Annotated in this window: 21 protein-coding genes and 1 pseudogene; 9 read left to right on the forward strand and 13 right to left on the reverse strand. The window is 60.7% G+C overall.

The genetic code is table 11. The features are described from left to right. Positions 1 to 15 precede the first annotated feature (15 nt). The 6 genes and pseudogenes from AC07OP_RS24730 to ycaC all read right to left on the reverse strand — a co-directional run bounded on the left by AC07OP_RS24730 (position 16) and on the right by ycaC (position 6,064). Positions 16 to 1,908 carry a TonB-dependent receptor domain-containing protein gene (locus tag AC07OP_RS24730; RefSeq protein ID WP_495102493.1) on the reverse strand — a complete coding sequence of 631 codons (1,893 nt, stop codon included), beginning with the start codon at positions 1,906 to 1,908 and terminating at the stop codon, positions 16 to 18. 76 nt (positions 1,909 to 1,984) lie between these two features. Continuing rightward, the gene (dxs, locus tag AC07OP_RS24735) at positions 1,985 to 3,883 is read right to left on the reverse strand and encodes a 1-deoxy-D-xylulose-5-phosphate synthase (RefSeq protein WP_115487494.1); all 1,899 of its coding nucleotides are present in this window, start codon (positions 3,881 to 3,883) and stop codon (positions 1,985 to 1,987) included. 110 nt (positions 3,884 to 3,993) lie between these two features. Then, a complete protein-coding gene (gene ispA, locus AC07OP_RS24740) occupies positions 3,994 to 4,881 on the reverse strand; it encodes a (2E,6E)-farnesyl diphosphate synthase (protein WP_495102492.1) in 888 nt (295 codons plus the stop codon). Beyond that, on the reverse strand, positions 4,878 to 5,120 hold the full coding sequence (locus AC07OP_RS24745) for an exodeoxyribonuclease VII small subunit (RefSeq protein WP_003176346.1): 243 nt from the start codon (positions 5,118 to 5,120) through the stop codon (positions 4,878 to 4,880). The genes ispA and AC07OP_RS24745 overlap by 4 nt, the downstream gene beginning before the upstream one ends. Before the next feature lie 86 nt (positions 5,121 to 5,206). Further along, positions 5,207 to 5,338 (reverse strand): annotated as a pseudogene (locus AC07OP_RS24750) (DUF4172 domain-containing protein); the annotation flags it as partial. Between the two features lie 93 nt (positions 5,339 to 5,431). After that, entirely contained in the window at positions 5,432 to 6,064 is a 633-nt protein-coding gene (gene ycaC / locus AC07OP_RS24755) for an isochorismate family cysteine hydrolase YcaC (protein WP_027605204.1), read from the reverse strand. On the opposite strand from ycaC, the gene AC07OP_RS24760 reads away from it, so the two are divergent. The 9 genes from AC07OP_RS24760 (at position 6,063) to AC07OP_RS24800 (ending at position 12,417) form a co-directional block, all read left to right on the forward strand. Beyond that, positions 6,063 to 6,218 carry a hypothetical protein gene (locus tag AC07OP_RS24760; RefSeq protein WP_495102491.1) on the forward strand — a complete coding sequence of 52 codons (156 nt, stop codon included), beginning with the start codon at positions 6,063 to 6,065 and terminating at the stop codon, positions 6,216 to 6,218. The genes ycaC and AC07OP_RS24760 overlap by 2 nt on opposite strands. 215 nt (positions 6,219 to 6,433) lie before the next feature. Next, positions 6,434 to 7,015: a YjfI family protein gene (locus AC07OP_RS24765; protein WP_027605205.1), complete on the forward strand. Its 582-nt coding sequence runs from the start codon at positions 6,434 to 6,436 to the stop codon at positions 7,013 to 7,015. A 17-nt stretch (positions 7,016 to 7,032) separates the two neighbouring features. After that, complete coding sequence (locus tag AC07OP_RS24770) at positions 7,033 to 7,731, forward strand: PspA/IM30 family protein (RefSeq protein ID WP_495102490.1); 699 nt, start codon at positions 7,033 to 7,035, stop codon at positions 7,729 to 7,731. A gap of 56 nt (positions 7,732 to 7,787) precedes the next feature. Further along, a complete protein-coding gene (locus tag AC07OP_RS24775) occupies positions 7,788 to 8,348 on the forward strand; it encodes a rhomboid family intramembrane serine protease (protein WP_495102489.1) in 561 nt (186 codons plus the stop codon). A gap of 33 nt (positions 8,349 to 8,381) precedes the next feature. Then, positions 8,382 to 9,416 carry an ion channel gene (locus AC07OP_RS24780; protein ID WP_092488452.1) on the forward strand — a complete coding sequence of 345 codons (1,035 nt, stop codon included), beginning with the start codon at positions 8,382 to 8,384 and terminating at the stop codon, positions 9,414 to 9,416. Then, positions 9,403 to 10,074: a DUF2491 family protein gene (locus AC07OP_RS24785; RefSeq protein WP_495102488.1), complete on the forward strand. Its 672-nt coding sequence runs from the start codon at positions 9,403 to 9,405 to the stop codon at positions 10,072 to 10,074. The genes AC07OP_RS24780 and AC07OP_RS24785 overlap by 14 nt, the downstream gene beginning before the upstream one ends. Positions 10,075 to 10,089: 15 nt before the next feature. Next, positions 10,090 to 10,518 (forward strand): DUF350 domain-containing protein, encoded by a 429-nt coding sequence (locus AC07OP_RS24790; RefSeq protein WP_115487500.1) that lies wholly within the window; start codon positions 10,090 to 10,092, stop codon positions 10,516 to 10,518. Positions 10,519 to 10,536: 18 nt separating this feature from the next. Continuing rightward, entirely contained in the window at positions 10,537 to 11,247 is a 711-nt protein-coding gene (locus AC07OP_RS24795; protein ID WP_495102487.1) for a DUF1190 domain-containing protein, read from the forward strand. Positions 11,248 to 11,259: 12 nt separating this feature from the next. Beyond that, positions 11,260 to 12,417 (forward strand): glutathionylspermidine synthase family protein, encoded by a 1,158-nt coding sequence (locus AC07OP_RS24800; protein WP_065924894.1) that lies wholly within the window; start codon positions 11,260 to 11,262, stop codon positions 12,415 to 12,417. Positions 12,418 to 12,863: 446 nt separating this feature from the next. On the opposite strand, the gene AC07OP_RS24805 is transcribed toward AC07OP_RS24800, so the two are convergent. The 7 genes from AC07OP_RS24805 to AC07OP_RS24835 all read right to left on the reverse strand — a co-directional run bounded on the left by AC07OP_RS24805 (position 12,864) and on the right by AC07OP_RS24835 (position 19,043). Further along, positions 12,864 to 13,637 (reverse strand): LexA family transcriptional regulator, encoded by a 774-nt coding sequence (locus tag AC07OP_RS24805; RefSeq protein ID WP_065938378.1) that lies wholly within the window; start codon positions 13,635 to 13,637, stop codon positions 12,864 to 12,866. Between the two features lie 214 nt (positions 13,638 to 13,851). After that, positions 13,852 to 14,379: an inorganic diphosphatase gene (gene ppa / locus AC07OP_RS24810; protein WP_003176323.1), complete on the reverse strand. Its 528-nt coding sequence runs from the start codon at positions 14,377 to 14,379 to the stop codon at positions 13,852 to 13,854. Between the two features lie 108 nt (positions 14,380 to 14,487). After that, positions 14,488 to 15,303 (reverse strand): M90 family metallopeptidase, encoded by an 816-nt coding sequence (locus tag AC07OP_RS24815; RefSeq protein ID WP_092488456.1) that lies wholly within the window; start codon positions 15,301 to 15,303, stop codon positions 14,488 to 14,490. A gap of 6 nt (positions 15,304 to 15,309) precedes the next feature. Further along, a complete protein-coding gene (locus AC07OP_RS24820; protein WP_115487505.1) occupies positions 15,310 to 15,966 on the reverse strand; it encodes a DedA family protein in 657 nt (218 codons plus the stop codon). Between the two features lie 301 nt (positions 15,967 to 16,267). After that, the gene (locus tag AC07OP_RS24825) at positions 16,268 to 16,726 is read right to left on the reverse strand and encodes a GNAT family N-acetyltransferase (RefSeq protein ID WP_027605216.1); all 459 of its coding nucleotides are present in this window, start codon (positions 16,724 to 16,726) and stop codon (positions 16,268 to 16,270) included. Positions 16,727 to 16,818: 92 nt separating this feature from the next. Continuing rightward, on the reverse strand, positions 16,819 to 17,652 hold the full coding sequence (eutC, locus tag AC07OP_RS24830) for an ethanolamine ammonia-lyase subunit EutC (protein ID WP_065938376.1): 834 nt from the start codon (positions 17,650 to 17,652) through the stop codon (positions 16,819 to 16,821). Beyond that, positions 17,649 to 19,043 (reverse strand): ethanolamine ammonia-lyase subunit EutB, encoded by a 1,395-nt coding sequence (locus AC07OP_RS24835; protein ID WP_027605218.1) that lies wholly within the window; start codon positions 19,041 to 19,043, stop codon positions 17,649 to 17,651. Before AC07OP_RS24835 ends, eutC begins: the two co-directional genes overlap by 4 nt. Between the last annotated feature and the right edge of the window lie 24 nt (positions 19,044 to 19,067).

Consider the following 19,067-nt stretch of genomic DNA (forward strand, 5'->3'; position numbering starts at 1 on the left):
CGGTCCAGGCCACAATCAGATTTCAGGTGTCCAGGTCACGCCAAACATCCACGTCCGGCCTTCTTCACGGTAATCGTGATTGTTGACGAATGCCGGATCGTTGTAGCTGTAGCGCGCCCGTGCATAGGACTTGTCCAGCAGGTTATCGACCTTCAGCGACAACGCCACTTCCCGCGTCACCGCCCAACTCCCGCGCAGCCCGAGCAGCCCATAGCCGCCCAGGCGCTGGGTGTTGGCTTCATCGTCATAGCTGTGGCTGATCGCCTGCCAACTGGCGCCCACGCCCACCTGGTCGAATTGCCGGTCGAGGTCCAGGCTCAACGTACGCCGCGCCCGGCGGGCCAGGGTGTGGCCACTGTCGCGGTCGCGCGGGTCGATGAGCGACAGCCCGAGGTTGCCTTGCCAGCCGAACAGGTCCTGCTTGAGCGCCGCCTCAACACCGTTGATGCGTGCCGACGCCACATTCTGCGGCTTGCCGGTTTGGTCGAGAATGATCGCATCGCTCAAGTCGGTGCGGTACAGCGAGGCCTCCAGGCGCGTGCTGTCACTCAACTGGCTGCGCCACTGCAGTTCGTAGCTCTTTGATGTTTCGGGCTGCAGGTGGGGGTTGCTGTACTTCGTGTCCGGATAATAGAGGTCGTTGAAGGTCGGCGCGCGGAAGCCTTCGCTGTAGCTCAGCAGCAGGTCATTGTCGGGGTTGACCGGCAAGGTCAGGGTGCCGCTCCAGCTGTTCTGCCCGCCGAACTGCTGGTTCTGGTCGTGACGCAGGCCCAGTTCGGTGGAAAACCACGCGCTGTGAAAGCGATGCTGCACAAAGGCGGCGCGGTTCCAGCGGCTGTTTTCGGTAAAGGTGGTGGAGCCGTGGAAGCGGTCCTCGTACCAGTCGCCGCCGAGGATCAGGCTGTTCTGGTCGTCCAGGCTCAGGTCGTTCTGCCAGTTGACCGAATCACGGTAGGTGTTGAATACGCTGAAATCATCGCTGAGGGTGTCGCGCTTGGTGTCGCGGTTCTCGCTGTGGCCCAGCTCCAGGCGCGATTGCCAGTGCTCATTGAACGTGGCGTCGACATAGCCGCCGGCGCTGCTCACGGCGTAGTCGGTGTAGGGTTTCTGGCCGACGGTTTGCCGGGTGGCGGCGTCGTAGCGGCCGAAGCTGTTGTCGTACTCCGATTTTCCGCGGTTATCCAACAGATTGAAGCCCACCTCCAGTTCATCGCTGAAGGAGTGGCTGAGGTTCAGGCTTACGGACTGGTTGCGATAGGCATCATAGTCGCCGTCGCTGGGGAACGACTGGCGGGTTGAGTTGATGCCGGCCGTGTCATCCAGGCTCGCGCCCAGGTTGAAGCGCGTCTGTTTGTCACCGCCCGAAAGGCCAAGGCTGCGCTCCCAGGTGTTGTGGCTGCCGAACCCGAGTTTCACTCGCGGTTGCACGCCTTGCGCGGCATTGCGCCGGGTGAATACCTGGATCACCCCGCCAATCGCGTCGCTGCCGTAGATCACCGAGCGCGAGCCGCGCAGCACTTCCACCCGCTCAATCTGGTCGACGTTGAGGTATTGCAGGCCGCTGTCGCCGGACGTGGTGTTGGCGATGCGTTGGCCGTCGACCAGCACCAGGCTTTGGGCGGACTTGGTGCCCCGCAGGTAGATGCCCGGCAAACTGCCACGGCCACCGGAGGGGGCGACTTGTACGCCGGGCACACGGCTGAGCAGGTCGGTGAGGCTGGTGGGTTGCAGGCGGTCGATGTCGTCGCGGGTGAAGACGGTGTTGGCGGCGCTGCTGTCGTTGCGTGCCTGGACCTGGCGGTTGGCGCTGATGACGACGTCGGGGAGTTTCAGGGCGTTGTCGCGGGTGTCGGCGAGCAATTCAGGGGAGGGCAGAAGAAGCGGCAGGGCAAGGTACAGGTGTTTCATGGGCTGTCCATGGCGTTGAGGATGGCTCCAATCAAATGTGGGAGGGGCAAGCCCCTCTCACATTGGGTCCCGGTTTCTACAGGGCCAGCAGCGCCAGGCGCTCGCGCACCGAAGCCTCTATCCCTGCTTCATCCAGCCCGCACTCTGCCAGCATCTGCGCCGGCTTGGCGTGTTCGACGTAGGTATCCGGCAAGCCCAGGTGCAGCACCGACCTGAGGATGTTTTCCCGCGCCAGGAACTCACTGACCGCCGCACCGGCACCGCCCATGATGGCGTTCTCCTCGACGGTCACCAGCAGCTCATGACTGCCGGCGATGTTGCGCACCAGGGCTTCATCCAGCGGCTTGACGAAGCGCATGTCGACCACGGTGGCGTCGATCTTCTCGGCCACCTTGAGCGCTTCGGCCAATTGCACGCCAAACACCAGGAACGCGGTCCTGCTGCCCTGGCGACGCACAATGCCCTTGCCGATTTCGATCGGCTCCAGGTCCTTCTCGATCAGCGCGTTCGGGCCGTTGCCCCGTGGGTAGCGCACGGCGGCCGGGCCGTTATACAGGTGGCCGGTGCTGAGCATCTTGCGCAGTTCGTTTTCGTCGCTCGGCGTCATCACCAGCATGCCGGGGATGCAACGCAAGTAGGACAGGTCGAAGCTGCCCGCGTGAGTCGGGCCGTCTTCACCGACTAGACCGGCGCGGTCGATGGCAAACAGCACGTCGAGGTTCTGCACGGCGACGTCATGCACCAACTGGTCATAACCGCGCTGCAGGAAGGTGGAGTAGATCGCCACGACAGGCTTGGCGCCTTCACAGGCCATGCCGGCGGCGAAGGTCACCGCGTGCTGCTCGGCAATGGCCACGTCGAAATAGCGCAGCGGGAAACGCTCGCTGAACGCCACCAGGTCGGAGCCTTCCTTCATCGCCGGGGTAATGCCCACCAGGCGTGGGTCGACGGCGGCCATGTCACACAGCCATTCGCCGAATACACCGGAGTACTTCGGCCCGCTGGCTTTTTTCGGCGCGGCGGCGGGGGCGTCCAGGGGTTCCAGCTTGGTGATCGCGTGGTAGCCGATCGGGTCGACTTCCGCCGGGGCGAAGCCTTTGCCTTTCTTGGTGACGATGTGCAGGAACTGCGGGCCCTTGAGGTCACGCATATTGCGCAGCGTGGCGATCAGCGTGGGCAGGTCATGGCCGTCGATGGGGCCGATGTAGTTCCAGCCCAGCTCTTCGAACAGCGTGCCGGGGACCAGCATGCCCTTGGCATATTCTTCGGTGCGCCGGGCAATTTCCCACGCGCCAGGCAGGCGCGAGAGCACCTTCTTGCTGCCTTCACGCATGCTGGCGTAGGTGCGGCTGGAGAGAATCTTGGCCAGGTAATTGGACAGGCCACCGACATTGCGCGAGATCGACATGTCGTTGTCGTTGAGGATCACCAACATGTTGGCGTTCACTTCCGGCGCATGGTTCAGCGCTTCGAAGGCCATGCCGGCAGTCAGCGCGCCATCACCGATCACGGCGATTGCCTTGCGGTCGCTGCCTTGCAGGCGGGCGGCAATCGCCATGCCCAGCGCTGCGCTGATCGAGGTGCTGGAGTGGCCGACGCCAAAGGTGTCGTACTCGCTTTCGGCGCGGCGCGGGAAGGCGGCAACGCCGTCCTTCTGGCGCAGAGTCGCCATGCGCTCGCGGCGGCCCGTGAGGATCTTGTGCGGATACGCCTGATGGCCCACGTCCCACACCAGCCGGTCATCCGGGGTGTCGAACACGTAGTGCAACGCGATGGTCAGCTCGATGACACCCAGGCCGGCACCGAAATGCCCACCGGTCTGGCCGACCGTGTAGAGCAATTCCAGGCGCAACTCATCGGCCAGGGTTTCCAGCTCGGCTTCACCCAGACGACGCAGGCCGTCCGGCGTGGCAGCACGGTCGAGCAGGGGCGTGGACGGGCGCTTGCGGGGAATCTCTTGAAACGTCGTGGGCATCAGGCGAATCGTTATAGGTATAGAAGAGGCGGCAGTTTACCTCAAGCATCGCAAACTGCCCACGCAGAGCGCCGAACTTGGCCGATATGCGGCTGCAATGGCCGCCGTAATCAGTGGCGACGTTCGACGATATACCGCGCCAGGTCACGCAGCGGCTCGGCCGCCGCGTCGAAAGGTCGCAGGGCGTCCAGCGCCTGGTCGCGTAGTTCCAGGGCGTAGGCCTTGGCGGCTTCCAGCCCGAGCAGCGCAGGATAAGTCGGTTTGTCCCGTGCGATATCGGCGCCCTGGCGTTTGCCCAGGGTGGCGGTATCGCTTTCCACGTCGAGAATGTCGTCCTGCACCTGGAACGCCAGGCCAATGGCCCGGGAATAGGTCTGCAGCGCCGCCAATTGCGCGGTTTCGGCACGCCCGCTGGCCAGGGCGCCCAAGTGCACGGCGGCTTCGATCAGTGCACCGGTCTTGTGGCGGTGCATGTGCTCAAGGGCTTTTTGATCCAGCTTGACGCTGACCGAACCCATGTCGATCGCCTGCCCGCCCACCATGCCCGCAGGGCCGGCAGCCAGGGCCAGTGCGGTGACCATGCGCAGGCGGATCTCGGCGTTGACGCTGCTCAAGCGTGGGTCCAGCAACGCGCTGAACGCCAGGCTCTGCAAGCCGTCGCCGGCGAGGATCGCATAGGCTTCATCAAAGGCTTTATGGGTGGTGGGCTGGCCACGACGCAGGTCGTCGTCGTCCATGGCCGGCAAATCGTCGTGTACCAGGGAATAGGCGTGAATCAACTCCACCGCACAGGCGGCACCGTTGGCCTGTTCGGCCGGCGCGCCCAGCGCTTCACAGGCCGCATACGCCAGCAACGGGCGCACGCGCTTGCCGCCATTCATCACGCTGTAGCGCATGGCTTCATACAGACGCTTCATTTCCGGGCTTGGCGCAACAAACAAGGGCTCCAGCGCCGCGTTCACCCGGGCTTGGCTACTGGCCTGATACGCGTCGATCATTCCGGCTGTTCCGCATCGAAAGGTTCTTCGGCCAACTCTCCGTCACGCTCCAGTAATACCTGGACCTTCTGCTCCGCCTGCGCCAATGCGCTCTGGCAGTCACGGGTCAGGCCGATGCCTTGCTCAAACGCCGTCAGCGAGTCCTCCAGCGACAACTCGCCGTTCTCCAGACGCTCGACCAATGTTTGCAGGTCGGCGAGGGATTGTTCGAAATCGAGTGCAACTTTTTTGCGGGCCATGGCGGCTATTCCGGTAGACGGTAAACCGGCGCGACACTAGCAGACATGGGGATTCTGGGCAAATGAGCGGGCACATGAGTGGGGTGTCACTCGCCCCCTGTATTGACCTGATATCGCGTGCTGCGGCCGCCTCCGGGGAGGCGGACCAGGCAGTTTTTTTCCAGCAGGTCCGCCAGGTGTCGCGTCGCTGTCGCCTTGGATACCTGCTGCACGCTGCGTAACAGGGTTTTAAGGAACCACTCGAGTTGGACGCTCGGTTGAATAACGAAAGCCTGCTTTTCAAAGCAGGCTTATCGCGAATCTCGGCTGGCTTACTTCTGATGAGCCGTCAGCGCCGCATACCCATTCATCAAGTTGCGATAGTTGGGAATGCGCTGGGACAACAGATTGCCCAGGCCTTCGATATCGTTGCGCCAGTCGCGGTGCAGCTCACAGGCTACCGAGAACCAATTCATCAACTGTGCACCGGCCTGGGTCATCCGGCTCCACGCCGCCTGCTGCACCGTGGTGTTGAACGTGCCGGAGGCATCGGTCACCACAAATACCTCGAACCCTTCCGCCAGCGCCGACAAGGTCGGGAACGCTACGCATACATCCGTGACCACGCCGGCGATGATGATCTGCTTGCGGCCGGTGGCTTTGATTGCCTTGACGAAGTCTTCGTTGTCCCAGGCATTGATCTGGCCGGGGCGGGCGATGTACGGCGCGTCCGGGAACATCTCTTTCAACTCCGGTACCAGCGGGCCGTTGGGGCCTTGTTCGAAGCTGGTGGTGAGGATGGTCGGCAGGTTGAAGAACTTGGCCAGGTCGGCCAGGGCCAGCACGTTGTTCTTGAACTCGTTGGGCGAGAAGTCCTGCACCAGGGAAATCAGGCCGGTCTGGTGGTCGACCAGCAGGACTACGGCGTCGTCTTTGTTCAAGCGGTTGTAGGTTGGAGTGCTCATGGTTGAATCCTTTTTTGTTCAGGTTGGTTGGGCGTTGCGTTCAACATGGGCACAGATTAATGGGTGGATGCTGGGGGATAAATCGGCTGGAATGGGTAATACCGTCAACTCAAAGGCGACAATTCATGAGTTGTCAGCAGGATTTGTCCTTTAGATGGCCGAAAAAGTAAGTCAAAAAATCTCACGCGTGAGCTATTGAGTGTGGCAAAAAATGCCTGTAGATTTTCTCACGCGTGAGTTTTTCACAGCGAGGTCAGTACCATGGAAAGCAGCTCTCCATCGAGTCCGCCTAAAGGGCCCGATACCGATTCAGCAAGCCTCAAGGGAGAGCGCTTGAAGCCGTCCGCCAAAAAGCCATCGAGCTTTTACATGAAGCAGATGCGTGCAGGCCTGGCGGCCGCCGGCTATGTGAAACACGAGACTTGGGTGCTTCCCGAAAACCGAAGCTTGCTCAAGCAGATGGAGAAACAGCTTCGCCAGCCGATTCTGGCTGGCTCATTCATGTCGGAGAATTTCATGAGCGCAGGTACCAACTGGAATATCGATCGCCTCTTCACCGCTCTTCAGGCCCTGGACGACGTGGTGTCCAAGGACATTACGCTTTCTCTGGTTCAAGGCTCCGAGTCCAGCATCAAGCTGGAAATGAACGACTTCGGTGGCCTGCCGATTTACATCGCGGTGGTGGGCGAGCAGATCATCGTCGACACCGTGCTGGTCGATGTCGAGTCCATCAACGATGTCGCTAAATTCAATGACGCGGTGTTGCGCAGCCGGGAAATGTTCCCGCTGTCCTCCATCGGCATCGAGTCCATGCCTAACGGGCAAGTGGTCTACAACATGTTCGGTGCATTGAGCTCCGACTCCAGCCTGACCAATATCGTCACCGAGGTGAAAACCCTGGTCGACAACGTGCAGCGCGCCAGCGAAGCCTTCGAACGTTTCTTCAATTAAGTATTCGGGAGTATCCAATGACTCAGTCCATCTGGAGCAAATTGTTCACCGCGCTGCGTGGCGGTGCCAACGAAGTCGGCGAATCGATCGTCGACCAACAGGCCCTGCGCATCCTCGATCAGGAAATCCGCGATGCCGACACCGCGCTGGCCAACGCCAAGCGTGAGCTGGTGAGCATCATGGCCAAGCACAAACTGGCGACTGATCGCGTCAACGAGTACGACGCCAAGATCAAGGACCTGGAGTCCAAGGCCGTGGCTGCCCTGCAGGCCAATCGTGAAGACCTCGCCCTGGAAGTCGCCGAAGCCATCTCGACCCTGACCAACGAGCGGGATGTCGAGCATAAGCAAACCACCGAGTTCGGTGGCTATGCGGAAGGCATGCGCAAGGACATCACCAAGGCCGAAAGCCGGATCAAAAGCCTGCGCCAGCAAGTGGACATGGCCAAGGCGCGCGACAGCGTACAGAAGGCCCAGGTCAGCGCCTCCATCGCCAGCGGCGGTGCCAACGGCAAGCTGGAAACCGCCGTCGGTACGCTGAATCGTTTGCAGGCCAAGCAGCAGCAACGCGCCGCTGAACTGCAAGCCCAGGATGAGCTGGCAGATGCATCGACCGGGACCGACCTGGAGCGCAAGCTGCGCGACGCCGGCATCACGCCGAACGAAGGCAGCGCCAATGCGATTCTGGAGCGTCTGAAGCAAAAGTCGGCCGAGTAAGCAACGTCGCCGCAGGAAGGGCAGTGTCTGCCCTTCTTTTTTACCTCGAGGTCAGGATGGATGCCCTGAAGGGTTTCAAGACAATCGCAGGCCTGGCGCTGTTCATGGTCGCGCTGCAACTGTTCAATGCCGCTACCGGTTACAGCCTGATGACGTTCGGCCTGATCCCGAGAACGCTGCAGGGCCTGCCCGGCATCCTCACCTCACCGTTTTTGCACGGGTCGTTTGCCCACCTGAGCGCCAACCTGATTGCCTTTGTGATCCTGGGCAGCCTGGTGATGATCGAAGGGCTCAATCGGTTTGTGACCGTCAGCGCGATCATCATCCTGCTGGGCGGTTCGCTGGTCTGGCTGTTCGGTTTTGCGGGTGTGCACGTCGGGGCCAGCGGCTGGGTGTTCGGGTTGTGGGCCTACCTGTTGTCTCGCGCCTGGTTCCACAGGAGCTGGAGCAACCTGATCACGGCTGGTGTCGTGGCGGTACTGTATGGCGGACTGGTCCTTGGCTTCCTGCCTCGCCAAGGCGTTTCCTTCGAAGGGCATCTGTTTGGTGCCTTCGCCGGATTTATTGCCGCCAAGGTACTTCTCTCTCAACCACGCAGCAGGTTTAATGCCGGCTGAACGCACGTGAGCACCCAGGGAGTCAGGGACGCAATGCCGATTTTTCTTTTGTTGCGCAGGTACGCCGCTTCCCTCTTTCACCGCTTCGGCTGGGCAGGCCTGGTCATCGCCTTGGCGGTACACCTGAGCACGGCTTATCTGGGCCTGGTGGTTCTGGGCGAACAACACCTCACCGCGCCCGCCACGTTTGTTTACTTCTATCTCACCACCACGCTGACCGTCGGCTATGGCGATCTATCGCCGCAGACCTCTTTGGGACGCTTGTTCGTGGCGACCTGGGTCATGCTCGGGGGCATTGCGCTGCTGACGGCAGCCATCGGCAAAACCACCAGCACTGTCATCGATGCATGGAGAAAAGGCATGAAGGGCAAAGGCGATTTCACCGGCAAAATCGGCCATACCGTGCTCATTGGCTGGGAGGGCGCGTCCAGTGAACGGGTCATCGAGTTGTTGCTGCAAGACGAAACCTCGAACGACAACCTGATCGTCATCTGCGATTGCACCCTCGAAGAAAACCCGATGCCGGGCAAGGCGGCCTTTATCCGTGGTGAGAGCTTGTCCTCCACAGCGCTGTTGCTGCGTGCCGGTGTGCCCGGTGCCGAGCGTGTGCTGGTGCGAACCCCGTCCGACGATCTGACGCTGGCCACCGTGCTGGCGGTGAATCAATTGAATCCGGTCGGGCACGTGGTCGCCCACTTTAATGCAAGTGAGATCGCCGCCCTGGCCAGTTCCTACGCCCCCAGCCTGGAGTGCACCTCAAGCATGGCTATCGAAATGCTGGTGCGCGCCTCTCAGGACCCGGGCTCGTCGGTGGTCATTAATGAGCTGCTGTGTGTGGGGCAGGGGGCTACCCAATACCTGATGAGATTGCCCGAGGCGTTTGAAGCCACGTTTGGCGATCTGTACACCCAGATGAAAGAGCGCCATAACGCCACCCTCATTGGCTATCGCGCCAAAGGTGCGCCGCAACCGTCGATCAACCCGCCCAGCGCCACACGCGTTGAAGGCGGCGAACTCTTCTACATTGCCTCCACCCGCCTCAAGGAAATCTCCAATGGGATGGTTTAAACAGTTAATGGGGCTTGAGGCCCCGCAAGCGAATACACACTCGAAAGGCGCCGCCGAACCGCTGCCGACCACCGGGCCGCTTGGCCTGGCGCCGGGCAAAGGCGTGATATTCGACACGACCCTGAAGTTGTTGCTCGACGGGAAAACCACAGTGGTTATCCCCGGCGCCCAGGAAATCTGGAGTAACGGCACCGTTGACCTCGGGCAGTCGACCTGGCTGTCGCGCTACTACATGAACGACGAAGATTACTGGCTGCAGGTGCACACCACGGGCGACATCGCCGGGCAGGTCGAGTCTGTGATCCTGTTCAACTACCTGAGCTGCGTCACTATCAGCAGCGAAGCTGAATTGCGCCGGCTGGCGGGGCCGCAGAGTCCGATCGGGTTGCCGACCTACACCCACAACGGCGTCGAATACGCGCGCGTGTGGGGCAGCGAGGCTGGCCAGACGGAATTGGTGGCCATGAGCGAGCACGTGATAAACCCCGAGGACTCCTACAGCGTCGAGCACCGTTCGATGCTATATGCCCGTGACACCGGCCTGACCGATCGCCGCGAGTTTCTGCTGTTCTCTGTCGAAGAAGACGCTGAAGGCACCGTCAGCCTGAGCACCTCCCTGGGCATTTCGCTGTACACAACCGACTTGAATGCGATCTAAAAAAGGAAGAAGTCCATGCTAGAAGCTCTCTCCATCTCCCTGAACAAAGCCGCCGTGCTCGGGTTTGTCACCTACATCCTGGGGGCTGCCGTACTGTTTGCGCTGTTCCAGTTCATCTACACCCGCGTCACCCCGCACAAGGAATTCGAGCTGATCCGGGCGGGCAACGTTTCCGCAGCGGTCGCCCTGGGCGGTGCCATCGTCGGTTTCGCCATTCCGGCCAGCAACGTGATTGCCTATTCGATCAGCGTCCTCGACTTCGTCGTCTGGGCGGTGATCGCAGCCGTCGTCCAGCTCCTGGCGTTTCTGCTCACCAGCCTCGTGCTCAAGGGCACTTCCGAGCGCATCAAGAGAGGCGAGCTTGCAGCGGGCATCTACGTGGCGGCGGTGGCCATCAGCGTCGGCATGTTGAATGCCGCCTGCATGACACCTACCCAGAACTGATTGCGCACGGAGCTCCCGATGAAACGAAGCAAGTACGTCCAGCTTTCGCTGGCAGCGTCGGTCGCCATGGCGATATCCGGCTGCGGGCCGACGGAAAAAACCTACGATTTGCAGAAGAAGTACAACTTCCAGTCGGTGCAGCAATGTGCCGATGAAAAGCTTCCGGTGGACGTCTGTTCGGATGCCTACATGACGGCCATGGCCGAGCATCGCCGCATCGCCCCGGTGTACGCCAGCCAGGCCGATTGCGATGCCGACTTTGTCGCCGGTTGGTGCCAGCTGGACTCCAATGGCCAGTTCATTCCCAAGCTGGGCGGTTTCGAACTGACCGCCGAAGGCCAGGTGACACAATCCCAGGTAGACGCGGCCAACGCCCAGGCGGGCAACGCTCAGGCAAGCGGCGGCTCCGGCTTCTCCACCAGCAGCCTGCTGACCGGCCTGCTCATCGGCAATATGCTGAGCAACAATCGCAACAGCTACCGCTCCGAGCCGGTGTACCGCTATCGCGATGATCGCGGTAACTACGGCAACTCCACGCTCAACCAGCGCGTCTCCAATGGCGCGACGTTTGGCCGCTCCAACCAGGCCCGGTACGGCAGCAGCAACTACACCAACACGCTGCGCTCCTCCAACCAGTCGAGCTCCGTGGCGTCGGCCACCTCCCGTGGCGGCTTCGGCAGCAAGGCCAGCGCACGCAGCGGCTGGGGCGGTGGCGGATCGAGCAGTTAAGGAAACCGGGCCATGAAGAAAATCCATTGTGCAGAACGTCATGACTGGAAACAGACGGCTGAAAACCTCGGCTTTCTGTTCCATACCATCGACAACGAACCCTACTGGGACGAGCGCGCGTATTACCAGTTCACGCTCAAGCAAATCGAGCACGACCTCGAAGACCCGACCACCGAGATCCATGACATGTGCATGGACCTCGTCGCCCGCGTGGTCCAGAGCGAAGAACTGCTCGAACGCTTGAGCATCCCCGCGCCCTTCTTCGACATGATCAAAACCTCATGGCTCGAAGGCCACCCACACCTGTACGGGCGCATGGACTTCTCCTACAACGGCACCGGCCCCGCCAAGCTGCTGGAACTCAACTACGACACACCGACCAGCCTCTACGAGGCCGCGGCATTTCAGTGGGGCTGGCTCGAGCAATGCATCGAACGCGGCCTGCTGCCCAAGCATGCCGACCAGTTCAACAGCATCGACACCAAACTGCACCAGGCCTTCGCCCAACTGCAGATCAACCAGCCGTTCTACTTCGCCTCGATGAAAGACTCGGTCGAAGACAAAGGCACCACCGACTACCTGCGCCTCGTCGCGGAAAAAGTCGGCATCGAATCACGCCACATCGACATCGAAGACATCGGCCTCACCAGCGAAGGCCGCTTCGTCGATCTCCAGGACCGCTGGATTCCCCACCTGTTCAAACTGCACGCCTGGGAATTCATCTTCCACGAACCCTTCGGCGCCGCGATTGCCGAGAGCGACACCCAGTTTTTCGAACCTGCGTGGAAATCCATCATTTCCAACAAAGGCATCCTGCCGCTGCTGTGGGAATTCAACAAAGGCCACCCGAATCTGCTCGCGGCCCACCTGGATACCGAACCGGGTAAAGCTGTGCCGAAGGGCTGGGTGCGCAAGCCGTTCTTCTCGCGGGAAGGGGCGAACATCGAGTTGCAAACGGCTGATGGGCTGATCGTGAAGGAGGACGGTCCTTATACGGATGCGCCGTTTATTCTTCAGGAGTTCGCACCGCTGCCGCGGTTCGGGGACAGCTACACGTTGATTGGGTCTTGGGTGATTGGGGACCAGGCGGCGGGGATTGGGGTGCGGGAGGATAATAGTTTGATTACCAAGGATTCGAGCCGGTTTTTGCCGCATTTGATATTGGATTGAGGCTGGAGCTTAAGGGGTCAGCAGGGCTGATCTCTCAGTGCGCATTGAATCGATGGTGCGCCTCGGGTGACCGTATTGCCTTTATTGTAGACATGACGCAGTTGGTGGCGGATCGTGCTCTAGAGGCATGCAGCATAGATAATGCCGCTGAGAGACAGGCGAGGCGATAGTCTCGCCCGCTTTGGCTATTCAATGATCCAACAGCTGTTGGATAAATTTGGTTTGTGGTTCTTGTGAGCATTAAAAAGCCGGCTTGTGGCCGGCTTCTCGGGGACTGCCTCAGCTTGTTTTTGACAAACCTCAGCAGCCTTCAAATCGCTCAGCCCACATTGCGTCGGGCTGAATAGTAGGGGCATCCGCGGGAAATCCTCCGCATCGCCGAGCAGGGTGGATCGCGCAACGCAACCCCCCTGCCAAATGTGCGGCGCATGATACCCACATTCACTTCAGTTGCCCACCTCCGGATCCGATTTAGAGCCTTCCCAGCCCAATAAATGCTCATCCAGCGGCACCGGCGGTCGGCGGTTATTCAACGTGGACCACCAGAACACCCACCCCACGATCTGGAAGTTCTGCTCAAACCGTTGCTCGTGGGTCAGGTATTCATCCGGGTGTTCGCCAGCATTGTGGCTGCGCATGCGCAAGCCACCCCCTGGGCGGTTGTAGAGGTATTTGATGCGTAGCATTCCATCGTGTTCGACGGCGTAGATTTCGCCGTCGATGATTTGGGTGCGGCCTTTGTCGATGGCGAGGGTGGCGCCTTGTTGGATGATGTCGATCATGCTGTTGTCGACCATGTAGGCGCCCAGCGCGCGGTCGGGGTTGACGTTGAGGGTTTCGAGGGTGTGCAGGGAGACGCGGATGCGTTCGGTTGAGGTGAAGGTGGGGTGGAGGGGGATTTCCACGTCGATTTTTTCCGGGCGGCAGGCGGGGCCTGTGAGGTATTTGCCAGTTTCTTCGCGGGTGAGGAGTCCTTTCCTGGTGCCGGGGCCTTCCAGCAGGAAGTTGGCCGGTGGGTGTTTGGGGCCTTCGCCGGTGCGTAGCCAACGGCTGGAGATGCACAGCAGTTCTGCGATCTCGTTGAGTCGGCCCATGGGTACACCGCGTTTGAACCAGTTGTTCACGTGTTGAGGTGTGACACCACGGTTCTTGGCGAAGTCGGAAGCGGAAAGATGAACTTCCCGTAATAGCGCTTTTAAGCGATCACCTGATGTATTCATAAACGCAGAGTTTACTGGCCGGAAAAATACATCAAATAAACCATGCGTTGAGTTGGGTCTGTAGGTTTTTGCTTAGTTGTAGCTCGTTACTTCGGATTTTAAGTTGAATTAAACTAAGTTTTTAAGGTGTTGAACTTTGAGTTTAATTTTTCCCACAAAAAAAGCCCCGAGTAATCGGGGCTTTTTCAATTGCCGAGGCAATGAGTAGCCGGTATCAGCCTTTGTAGGCAGCGACCGACTTCATGATTTCGGCGCGGGCGGCGTCTGCGTTGCCCCAACCGTCGATCTTCACCCATTTGCCTTTTTCGAGGTCTTTGTAGTTCTCGAAGAAGTGCTTGATCTGTTCCAGCAGCAGTGGCGGCAGGTCGGTGTATTCCTTCACGTCCACGTACAGCTGGGACAGCTTGTCGTGTGGCACGGCGATCACTTTGGCATCGCCACCGCCGTCGTCGGTCATGTTCAGGATGCCGACTGGGCGAGCGCGGATGACCGAGCCTGGGGTAACCGGGTAAGGGGTTACGACCAGCACGTCGAGGGGGTCGCCGTCGTCGGCCAGGGTGTTCGGGATAAAACCGTAGTTGGCCGGGTAGAACATCGGGGTGGCCATGAAACGGTCAACGAACAGGCAGTCGCTGTCTTTGTCGATTTCGTATTTGATCGGCGCGTGGTTGGCCGGAATCTCGATGGCGACGTAGATGTCGTTCGGCAGGTCTTTGCCAGCCGGAATCTTGCTGTAGCTCATTGGGCGTTGCCCCCGTAGTTGGCCATATGACATGGCCGGATTGGCCTAAAAGTGGCGGCGATTATAGGCATATTCTGACGGCGATGCCATGCGCCAGACGTCGTACGGTCATTCGCCTTGCGGCTGATAACGCGGGTCGTGCGCTTGCAGTCGGGTCAGGCGGGCCAAGGGATCCTGGCGATAAAAGCGGCTGAGTTGGGCGTACACCTGTGGATAACTATTGACGAGTAAATCCGGGGCGCTGAAAAAATATTCGCTGGTGACCGCAAAGAACTCCGCCGGGTTTTCCGCCGCGTACGGGTCTATCTCCGTCTCGGCGTCGGGGTTGGCGTCCAGCTGGCGATTGAGGTCGTCATAAGCACCCTGCATCACGCTGGCCCACTCCTGCACGCGCATGTCGTGGTGCAGCGGCGGCAGGCCGTTGGCGTCGCCGTTGAGCATGTCCAGCTTGTGGGCCAGTTCGTGGATCACCAGGTTGTAGCCTTCCCACTGACCGCTGGCGAGCACGCCGGGCCAGGCAAGAATCACCGGGCCTTGCTGCCAGGCCTCGCCGCTGTGTTCGCCGTCCCACTCGTGTTCGATGCCGCTGCTGTCGCGATGGCGCTGGGGGCTGAGGAAGTCGTCGGGGTACAGCACGATTTCATGGAAACCCTGGTACCAGTCGAGGTCGCCCAGGTTCATCAGCGGCAATTGCGCCTGGGCGGCGAGCAGCAGGCGTTGTTCCTGGTGCAGCTCGACGCCGGGCAGGGCGGTGAGGTGTTTTTCGGCGAGGAACACCACGCAGGCTTCGCGCAGCCACTGGTCCTGCTCGGCACTGATGCCGTCGAGGAAGGTCAGGTGGTCGCGCACCCGCTGCCAGGTGTCATCGGCAATCGGGTGCTTGGCCAGCAGGCGCCGGCGCCGCCAGGCGCTGAGGGACCACATGCCAGGTTACTGCGGCTTGGCTTCTGAAGACGTGCGACCAAAGCGGCTGCGGAACACGCCAATGATCATCGGCACCAGCGACAGCAGGATGATGAACACCACCAGCAGCGAGAGGTTTTTCTTGATAAATGGCACGTTGCCGAAGAAGTAGCCCAGGGTCACCAGGCCGCCGACCCAGAGGATGGTGCCCAGCACGCTGAAACCGAAGAACCGTGCATAGGGCATTTTCGCGATGCCGGCGACGAACGGCGCAAAGGTGCGCAGGATCGGCAGGAAGCGCGCCAGGGTCACGGTCTTGCCGCCGTGCCTGTCGTAGAAGTCGTGGGTTTTTTGCAGGTAGTCGCGGCGGAAGATTTTCGAGTTCGGGTTGCTGAACAGGCGTTCTCCCGCCGTTCGCCCGATCACGTAATTGGTACTGTCGCCGAGGATTGCCGCCAGCATCAGCAGCCCGCCCAACAATACCGGGTCCATGCCGCCGCCTGCAGCGACCGCACCGGCGATAAACAGCAGCGAATCACCCGGCAGGAACGGCATGACCACCAGGCCGGTTTCGCAAAAGATGACCAGGAACAGAATGGCGTATATCCACGGACCATAATTGGTTACCAGCATGTCGAGGTACACGTCGAGATGCAGGATAAGGTCGAGCGGGTTGAAATCCATGGATGGCACCTGTGTGAACGGCCCGACTCGGCAGGCCTGTGCGGAAGCTCGGGTAATAAGGCTACACGTGTATGTAGTGTTTCTTACAACCCTGAAAGGTCCGCATTATACGGATTGAGAGGTGAAAAGCCTGTTGGTTTTGTAGCGGGGGATGTCGTGGCGTGAGGTCTGAAGATCGCCAGAAATTCAATGTGGGAGCGGGCTTGCTCGCGAAAGCGGTGGGTCAGTTATAAATAGTCTGACTGACTAGCCGCCATCGGGGGCAAGCCCCCTCCCACAAGGTGTCCATGGTGTCAGGGCGTCAGTCTTCGCTGATCGGCAAGGTGTAGTTCTTGAACTCGGTGTCTTCACGAAACCCGATGGACTCGTACGTCTTCTGCGCCACTTGGTTATCACTGCTGGTCGATACCCGCAGCCGCACCGCGTGGGTTTCCTTGGCCATTTTCTTCGCCGTGCGCATCAGGTTATCCGCCACCAGTTGCCGGCGCGCGTCTTCGGCCACATAGATGTCGTTGAGGATCCACACGCGTTTAAGCGACAGCGAGGAAAAGCTCGGGTAAAGCTGGCAAAACCCGAGCACGCGTTTGTCGTCGTCATCGGCGAGGGCCAGGTAGATCACCGACTCCTTGCGGCGCAGGCGCTTTTCCAGGAAGGCCCGTGACGAATCCGGAAAGGGCAGGGCCCCGTAGAACTCGCGGTACTTGACGAACAACGGGGTCAACAGGTCCAGGTGTTCCAGGGTCGCTTGAGTAATCCGCATGCCAGGCCTCAACTTCCAAATGGGGTATGACCACACGAGCGGCCGTGACTTGATGCTGCCTAAAGGCGCGAAAAAGCGCAATCGTGCCGGGATCAGTCGGTGGGTGGGCTGAGCAGGAAATTGCCCTTCATCAGGTCCGGGTCGTCGGATTCAAGGGTCTGAACCTGCGCCTCGTCTTTCAGGTTGACCCCCGACAGCTGCCGGCGACACGCCTCTCGCATCAAGTACAGCAGGCGATGGGCCGCCATGCCATAGCTCAGTCCTTCCAAACGTACATTGGAGATGCAGTTGCGATAGGCATCGGTGAGGCCGACCTTGGGGTTGTAGGTGAAGTACAGGCCCAAGCTATCCGGCGAACTGAGCCCCGGCCGTTCACCGATAAGGATCACCACCATCTTGGCGCCGAGCAGTTGCCCGATTTCGTCGGCCACTGCCACGCGGCCCTGCTCCACCAGGATCACCGGCGACAAGGACCACCCTTCGGCGTGGGTCTGTTCTTCCATGCGCGTCAGAAATGGCAGCGTATGTTTATGCACTGCCAGCGCCGACAGACCGTCCGCCACCACGACTGCCAGGTCCATGCCGCCCGGATGCGCAGCCGCGTAATCCCGCAGGCGCTGGGCCGACTCGTCACTCAGGCGCCGCCCCAGATCCGGACGTTGCAGGTAGCTGTGCCGGTCGGTTGCGGCACTGTGCAGCAACAGGCTATCGCGCCCACGTTCGGCCAGTTGACTGCTCAGGCCGCCGTGGTCGAAGGGCAGGTGCACCGCGTCCCGTGCCTGGGCGTGGGCAAATTGGAAATCAAGTTGGGCGTTGGTGGGAATGCTGGTGCCGGTGCGGCCCAGGGCAATTCGCGCCGGGGTCAGGCGGCGCAGTTCCAGCCACGGGTTTTCAGGCAGGTCGAGTTGCACAGGCGGCTCCTTCATCCCAATTGCGCCAGGGCGTGGCGAAACGCCGGTGGCAGGCTGTTGCCGAAGCGCACCTTGCCGTCGGCTTGCGTAAAGATGCCCATTTTGGCCAGCCACTGTTCAAACTCCGGCGCCGGCTTTAAACCCAATGTCTGGCGAGCGTACAAGGCGTCGTGGAACGAGGTGGTCTGGTAGTTGAGCATGATGTCGTCGGAGCCGGGGATGCCCATGATGAAGTTGATCCCGGCAACACCCAACAGGGTCAGCAGGGTGTCCATGTCGTCCTGGTCGGCTTCGGCGTGGTTGGTGTAGCAGATGTCGCAGCCCATGGGCACGCCCAGCAGCTTGCCGCAGAAGTGGTCTTCAAGGCCGGCGCGGATGATCTGCTTGCCGTTGTACAGGTACTCGGGGCCGATAAAGCCGACCACGGTGTTGACCAGAAACGGCTTGAAATGCCGGGCCACCGCATAGGCGCGGGTTTCGCAGGTTTGCTGGTCGACGCCAAAGTGCGCGTTGGCCGACAAGGCACTGCCCTGGCCGGTTTCGAAATACATCAGGTTCTGGCCCAAGGTGCCCCGGTTCAGGCTCAAACCCGCCTCGTAACCTTCCTGCAGTACGCTCAGGCTGATGCCGAAACTGGCATTGGCCGCCTCGGTGCCGGCAATCGACTGGAACACCAGGTCCAGCGGCACGCCGCGGTTGATGGCTTCGATGGACGTGGTGACGTGGGTCAGCACACAGGCCTGGGTGGGGATTTCGTAGCGCTGGATGATTGCGTCGAGCATCTCCAGCATGGCGCAGATCGAGGCGATGCTGTCGGTGGCCGGGTTGATGCCGATCATGGCGTCGCCGTTGCCGTAAAGCAGGCCATCGAGAATGCTCGCAGCGATGCCCGCCGGTTCGTCGGTCGGGTGGTTGGGTTGCAGGCGGGTCGACAGGCGCCCACGCAGGCCCAGGGTGCCGCGAAACCGGGTAACCACTCGGATCTTCTGCGCCACCAGGACCAGGTCCTGCACGCGCATGATCTTGGACACGGCCGCGGCCATTTCCGGTGTCAGCCCCGGCGCCAATGCGCGTAGGGATTGTTCATCGGCGGCGTCGCTGAGCAGCCAGTCGCGCAGGCCGCCGACGGTCAGGTGGCTGACCACGGCGAAAGCCTGCTTGTCGTGGGTGTCGATGATCAGCCGCGTGACTTCATCGCTTTCATAGGGGATCAGCGCTTCTTCGAGGAAGTGCTTGAGCGGAATATTGGCCAAGGCCATTTGTGCCGCCACCCGCTCACCGTCGTTCTGCGCGGCAACGCCGGCGAGGAAGTCCCCGGAGCGGGCGGGACTGGCCTTGGCCATCACGTCCTTGAGGCTGTCGAAGCGGTAGGTCTGTGCACCGACCGCGTGGGAAAAGCTTGCCATACAGTGTCTCCTTGACGACGCGGG

Source organism: Pseudomonas sp. GW821-FHT09D08 (genome assembly GCF_059416305.1).